The organism is Mycobacterium colombiense (assembly GCF_003284935.1).
GTDB classification, from domain to species: domain Bacteria; phylum Actinomycetota; class Actinomycetes; order Mycobacteriales; family Mycobacteriaceae; genus Mycobacterium; species Mycobacterium arosiense_A.
Map to the genome: position 1 here is coordinate 54,372 of NZ_QMEV01000028.1, position 6,229 is coordinate 60,600.

Annotated in this window: 4 protein-coding genes and 1 riboswitch; of the genes, 3 read left to right on the forward strand and 1 reads right to left on the reverse strand. The window is 69.3% G+C overall.

All coding sequences use genetic code 11. The features are described 5' to 3' along the window. Positions 1–18 precede the first annotated feature (18 nt). Positions 19–202: riboswitch (M-box (ykoK) riboswitch) on the forward strand. Between the two features lie 287 nt (positions 203–489). Further along, positions 490–741, forward strand: a complete 252-nt coding sequence (locus DQP57_RS14455) for an Rv1535 family protein (RefSeq protein ID WP_112633597.1) — start codon at positions 490–492, stop codon at positions 739–741. A gap of 360 nt (positions 742–1,101) precedes the next feature. Further along, positions 1,102–4,218, forward strand: coding sequence for an isoleucine--tRNA ligase (gene ileS / locus DQP57_RS14460; protein WP_112633598.1), 3,117 nt, complete (start codon positions 1,102–1,104; stop codon positions 4,216–4,218). 11 nt (positions 4,219–4,229) lie between these two features. Here ileS and DQP57_RS14465 read toward each other — a convergent pair whose 3' ends face one another. Next, a complete protein-coding gene (locus tag DQP57_RS14465) occupies positions 4,230–4,727 on the reverse strand; it encodes a hypothetical protein (protein ID WP_205869131.1) in 498 nt (165 codons plus the stop codon). Positions 4,728–4,775: 48 nt separating this feature from the next. Here DQP57_RS14465 and DQP57_RS14470 point away from each other — a divergent pair, with 48 nt between their 5' ends. Next, positions 4,776–6,170: a DNA polymerase IV gene (locus DQP57_RS14470; protein ID WP_165821811.1), complete on the forward strand. Its 1,395-nt coding sequence runs from the start codon at positions 4,776–4,778 to the stop codon at positions 6,168–6,170. The last annotated feature ends 59 nt before the right edge of the window (positions 6,171–6,229 follow it).

The following is a 6,229-nucleotide window of genomic DNA, read 5'->3' on the forward strand; positions in this document are numbered from 1 at the left end:
CGTGCATTATCGGTCGGGTATGCACCTCGTTAGGTGAGGCGTCTACACGAATACAGGCCACTGACCCCGAACGTCGAAAGACGCCCCGGGTCAGGACAGCTCCTCCCGGCTTAAGGGTTGAGCCCAGGTGGCTTCCGCTCGGATCGGTTTCCGGGCCAGGACACGTCGTGTAGTGCCGAAGCTCTGACGAGAGGGGTGCGGATTTCCGACGGTCGTCGGGTTCTGCTCCTCTGCTGCGCATAGATCGCATGCGACCCGCGCATGCGTCGTGACCGCGAGGAGGTGAGGGGCACATGCGTTCCAGCGATAGTCCGGATCGAAGTCCGAACCGTGTTTCGTCCCCCTCCGGTCTCCGGCGCGACCTTCTCGGCTGAGTCTTCGCAACGCGAAGTGCCTGCCGGCCAAGCGTTCTCGAGATCGGAACCGACACGGGACGGGACACGTCAGTCCAATCAATCCCCGTTTGGATCTCCCCTCTAGGAGGCGATGATGACCGCAGCTTTCTACGACGAAGTGGTAACCGGAGCGCCCGCCCGCACGCTGACCGTGGTGCGCGACACCGACGCGATCCCGGCCCTGCCGCAGGCCCCGGTGGCCAAGGCCCCCCGCCGCACCGACACCCCGCCGTTCGGCGCCGGTGGCGACCCGCTGGTGGACGGCGCCGCCCGCCTGCTGAGCGTGCCGCTGCGCCACGTGTACGCCGCGCTGTGGCGCGCCGGTGTCCTCGAAGTCCGGGCCTGAACGCCGAACTTCGATGGACGTCGAGCAACTCGAGCTCCAAGGGGTCGCTTGGTCGCAGAGGTAGCTCTGCGCCCCGGCGACCCCTTGGAGTGCACCCCGATTTGCGGGTCTTCGTAGAATCGTTGTACTGGCGCCGATCCGGCCATCACCGGGGAGCCTTCGGAAGAACGGCCGTCCTGGCTCAGTAGAACCGAACGGGTAGGCCCGTCACAGCCGTCATCGAGCGGCCACGCGAAAGCGCGGCAAGCGGGGTGGTACCGCGGCGCTCGCGCAGCCAGCGCGTCGTCGTCCCCGGTTTGCACCGTGGCACAGGAGACAACGCGCACCGTGACCGATAACGCTGACCTCGACGCTTCGCAGGTGGACTCCGTCCAGGCCTACCCCAAGCCGGCCGGCGGAGCGCCCGACTTCCCGGCGCTCGAGCTCGAGGTGCTCGACTACTGGGCCCGCGACGACACCTTCCGCGCCAGCATCGCCCGCCGCGACGGCGCACCGGAATACGTGTTCTACGACGGGCCGCCGTTCGCCAACGGGCTGCCGCACTACGGTCACCTGCTCACCGGCTACGTCAAGGACATCGTCCCGCGGTACCGCACCATGCGCGGCTACAAGGTGGAGCGCCGCTTCGGCTGGGACACCCACGGGCTGCCGGCCGAACTCGAGGTGGAGCGCCAGCTCGGCATCACCGACAAGTCGCAGATCGACGACATGGGCATCGCCGCGTTCAACGACGCCTGCCGCGCCTCGGTGCTGCGCTACACCGACGAGTGGCAGGCCTACGTCACCCGCCAGGCGCGCTGGGTCGACTTCGACAACGACTACAAGACGCTGGATCTGCCCTACATGGAGTCGGTCATCTGGGCGTTCAAGCAACTGTGGGACAAGGGCCTGGCCTACGAGGGCTACCGGGTGTTGCCGTACTGCTGGCGTGACGAAACCCCGCTGTCCAACCACGAATTGCGGATGGACGACGACGTGTACCAGAGCCGCCAGGACCCCGCCCTGACGGTGGGATTCAAGGTGGTCGGCGGCCCGCTGGACGGGGCCCACCTGCTGGTCTGGACGACGACACCGTGGACCCTGCCGTCCAACCTCGCCGTCGCCGTCAACCCCGAGGTCACCTACGTCGAAGTCCGTTCCGAGAACGGGCGTTTCGTGCTCGCGCAGCCACGGCTGGCCGCCTATGCGCGCGAGTTGGGCGACGAACCCGAGATCCTGTCCACCCATCGCGGGGCGGACCTGCTCGGCACGAGGTACCTGCCCCCGTTCCCGTACTTCATGGACACTGACAAGGCATTTCAGGTGCTGCCCGGCGAGTTCGTCACCACCGAGGACGGCACCGGCATCGTGCACATGGCACCGGCCTACGGCGAGGACGACATGGCGACCACCGACAAGGTCGGCATCGTCCCGGTCACGCCGGTCGACTCCAAAGGCCGCTTCGACGCCACGGTGCCGGATTATCAGGGACAGCACGTCTTTGACGCCAACCCGCACATCATCCGCGACCTGAAGAACGGCAGCGGACCGGCCGCGGCCAACGGCGCAGTGTTGCTGCGCCACGAAACCTACGAGCACCCCTACCCGCACTGCTGGCGTTGCCGCAATCCGCTGATCTACCGGGCGGTGTCGTCGTGGTTCGTCGCGGTCACCGAATTCCGGGACCGCATGGTCGAACTCAACCAACAGATCACCTGGTATCCCGAGCACGTCAAGGACGGCCAGTTCGGCAAGTGGCTGCAGGGCGCGCGCGACTGGTCGATCTCACGAAACCGCTACTGGGGCACCCCGATTCCGGTGTGGAAGTCCGACGACCCCGCCTACCCGCGCATCGACGTCTACGGCAGCCTCGACGAACTCGAACGCGACTTCGGGGTGCGCCCCACCAACCTGCACCGACCGTTCATCGACGAGCTGACCCGGCCCAACCCCAACGACCCCACCGGGGCCAGCACGATGCGGCGCATCCCCGACGTGCTCGACGTGTGGTTCGACTCCGGTTCGATGCCCTATGCGCAGGTGCACTTCCCGTTCGAGAACGATGAATGGTTCGACGGCCACTATCCCGGTGACTTCATCGTCGAGTACATCGGGCAGACCCGCGGCTGGTTCTACACGCTGCACGTGCTGGCCACCGCGCTGTTCGACCGGCCGGCCTTCAAAACCTGTGTGGCACATGGCATCGTGCTGGGCTCGGACGGCCAGAAGATGAGCAAGTCGCTGCGCAACTATCCCGACGTGTCCGAGGTGTTCGACCGCGACGGCTCCGACGCCATGCGCTGGTTCCTGATGGCCTCGCCGATCCTGCGCGGCGGCAACCTCATCGTGACCGAGCAGGGCATCCGCGAGGGCGTGCGCCAGGTGCTGCTGCCGTTCTGGAACGCCTACAGCTTCCTGGCCCTCTACGCGCCCAAAGTCGGTACCTGGCGCACCGATTCGACGCAGCTGCTGGACCGCTACATCCTGGCCAAGCTCGCCGAGCTGCGCGACGACCTGACCCACGAGATGGACACCTGCGACATCTCCCGGGCCTGCGAGCAGCTGCGCCAGTTCACCGAGGCGCTGACGAACTGGTATGTGCGGCGGTCGCGTTCGCGGTTCTGGGAGGAGGATGTCGACGCCATCGACACCCTGCACACCGTGCTGGAGGTGACGGCGCGGCTGGCCGCGCCGTTGCTGCCCTCGGTGACCGAGATCGTCTGGCGCGGCCTGACGTCGCAGCGGTCGGTGCATCTGACCGATTGGCCGCAGGCCGGCGACGTGCCCGCCGACCCCGACCTGGTCGCCGCGATGGACCAGGTCCGCGACGTCTGCTCGGCCGCGTCCTCGCTGCGCAAGGCCAAGAAATTGCGGGTGCGGTTGCCGCTGCCGAAACTCACCGTGGCCGTGGAGGATCCGCGACGGCTGGAGCCGTTCGTCGACCTCATCGCCGACGAACTCAACGTCAAGGCCGTCGAGCTGACCGACGCGATCGACACCTACGGCCGCTTCGAGCTCACCGTCAATGCCCGGGTGGCGGGGCCACGGCTGGGCAAGGACGTGCAGGCGGCCATCAAGGCGGTCAAGGCGGGGGAGGGTGTCGTCAATCCCGACGGCACCCTGACCGCCGGTCCCGCGGTGCTGCAACCCGAGGAATACAGCTCACGCCTGGTCGCCGCCGACCCGGAATTCACCGCGGCCCTGCCCGACGGCGCGGGCCTGGTGGTGCTCGACGGCACGGTGACCCCGGAGCTGGAGGCCGAGGGTTGGGCCAAGGACCGGATCCGCGAATTGCAGGAGCTGCGCAAGTCGACGGGTTTGGATGTGTCCGACCGGATTTCGGTGGTGATGGCGGTGCCCGACGAGCGGGCCGACTGGGCGCGCACCCACCGCGACCTGATCGCCGGTGAAATCCTGGCCACCCGTTTCGAATTCGGTGATCCGGGCGACGGCGCCGAAATCGGCGACGGCGTGCGGGTGAGCATCGCCAAGGCCTGACCCCGCGGCGGTCAACTTCTCGATCGCAGCGCCCGGTGGGCGTGCGCCCAGAACGGCATGCCGGCCACCACGGTCGCCCCGGTCGCGATGACGCCGACGGCGACGTCCACGCTCTCGCGGCCATCCGATGCCCAGTACACGTCCTTGAGGTCGAGCAGCAGCGCCAGCTCGTCGACGATCATGGCGTTGGCGGCGCCGTACGCCACCGCGGCCGCGGGGTGCCGGCGTTGCTCGTCGCTGCCGCGCAGCCCCACCCCGGCCACCGTCGCCAACAAGCCGATGCCGATGTTGTAGTGATGGAAGTGCTTGCCGCCCAACGACACCCCTCCGCCGGAGGGGCCGTGCCCGGCGCGGATCCAGTGGGTGAGCCCGCGCAGCCCGGCGAAGGTGAGGGTGAACGAGGCCCAGGCCAGCACCGTGGCCTGCTCCCCGGGTCGCAGGCGCTCGTTCCATTGGTGGCGCAGCCGCGTCCATCGCGTCGTCGGTGCGTTGGTGCCGTCAGGCTCCATACCCAACGACGCTAGACCAATAGCATCGATCGGGTGGAGTCTCGGTGGGTGCTGCACCTGGACATGGATGCGTTCTTCGCCTCCGTCGAGCAACTCACCCGCCCGACCCTGCGCGGTCGCCCGGTGCTGGTCGGCGGCGTGGGTGGGCGCGGCGTGGTGGCCGGGGCCAGCTACGAGGCGCGCGTGTTCGGGGCGCGCTCGGCCATGCCCATGCATCAGGCCCGCCGGCTGGTGGGGGTGAGTGCGGTGGTGCTGCCGCCGCGTGGCGTGGTGTACGGACTGGCCAGCCGACGCGTCTTCGACACCATCCGCGCCGTGGTGCCCGTCGTCGAGCAGCTGTCCTTCGACGAGGGCTTCGGCGAACCCGCCCAGCTCGCCGGGGCGTCCGCCGAGGACGTCGAGGCGTTCTGCGAGGACCTGCGCCGACGGGTCCGCGACGACACCGGGCTGATCGCCTCGGTGGGCGCCGGTTCGGGCAAACAGATCGCCAAGATCGCCTCCGGGCTGGCCAAGCCCGACGGGGTCAGGGTGGTGCGCCGCGCCGAGGAACGCGCGCTGCTGGGCGGGCTGCCGGTGCGCCGGCTGTGGGGGATCGGCCCGGTCGCCGAGGAGAGGCTGCATCGCCTCGGCATCGAGACCATCGGGGAGCTGGCCGCGCTGTCCGAGGCCGAGGCGGCGAACATTCTGGGCGCCACGACCGGGCCGGCGTTGCACCGGCTGGCCCGCGGCATCGACGACCGCCCGGTCGCCGAGCGCGCCGAAGCCAAGCAGATCAGCTCCGAATCGACCTTCGCCGCCGACCTGACCAGCGTGGAGCAGCTGCGGGAGGCGATCGAGCCGATCGCCGAGCACGCCCATCAGCGCCTGCTGCGCGACGGGCGCGGTGCGCGCACCGTGACGGTAAAGCTGAAGAAATCCGACATGAGCACGCTGACCCGGTCGGCGACGCTGCCGTACGCCACAACCGAGGTGGCCGCGCTGCTCGGTCTGGCCCGGCGGCTGCTGCTGGATCCGCGGGAGATCGGCCCCATCCGGCTGCTCGGCGTGGGCTTTTCGGGGCTGAGCGACGTGCGTCAGGAATCGCTGTTTCCCGACCTGGAAGTGCTTGAGCCGCACCAGGATTCGGCGTCGGTGGAAACGGCGTCGGAGGCCATGTTCGCTCCCGGCCCCGACGACGCCGGGTGGCGGGTCGGCGACGACGTGGCCCACCGCGACCTCGGGCACGGCTGGGTGCAGGGCGCGGGCCACGGCGTGGTCACCGCGCGCTTCGAGACCCGCAGCTCCGGGCCCGGCCCGGCCCGCACGTTTCCCGCCGACGGCGGGGACCTGGTGCACGCGAACCCGGTCGACTCGCTGGACTGGCCGGATTACGTCGGGGGGCTGCAGGCCTCAGAAGTCCGAGCGGTGTCAGCCCCACCGGGCGACGACGTCGCCGGCGGGTAGCTTCGCCGCAAGCGCGGCGATCAGCAGCACGCGCGCCTGGGGCGGACGCAGCCGCGGCA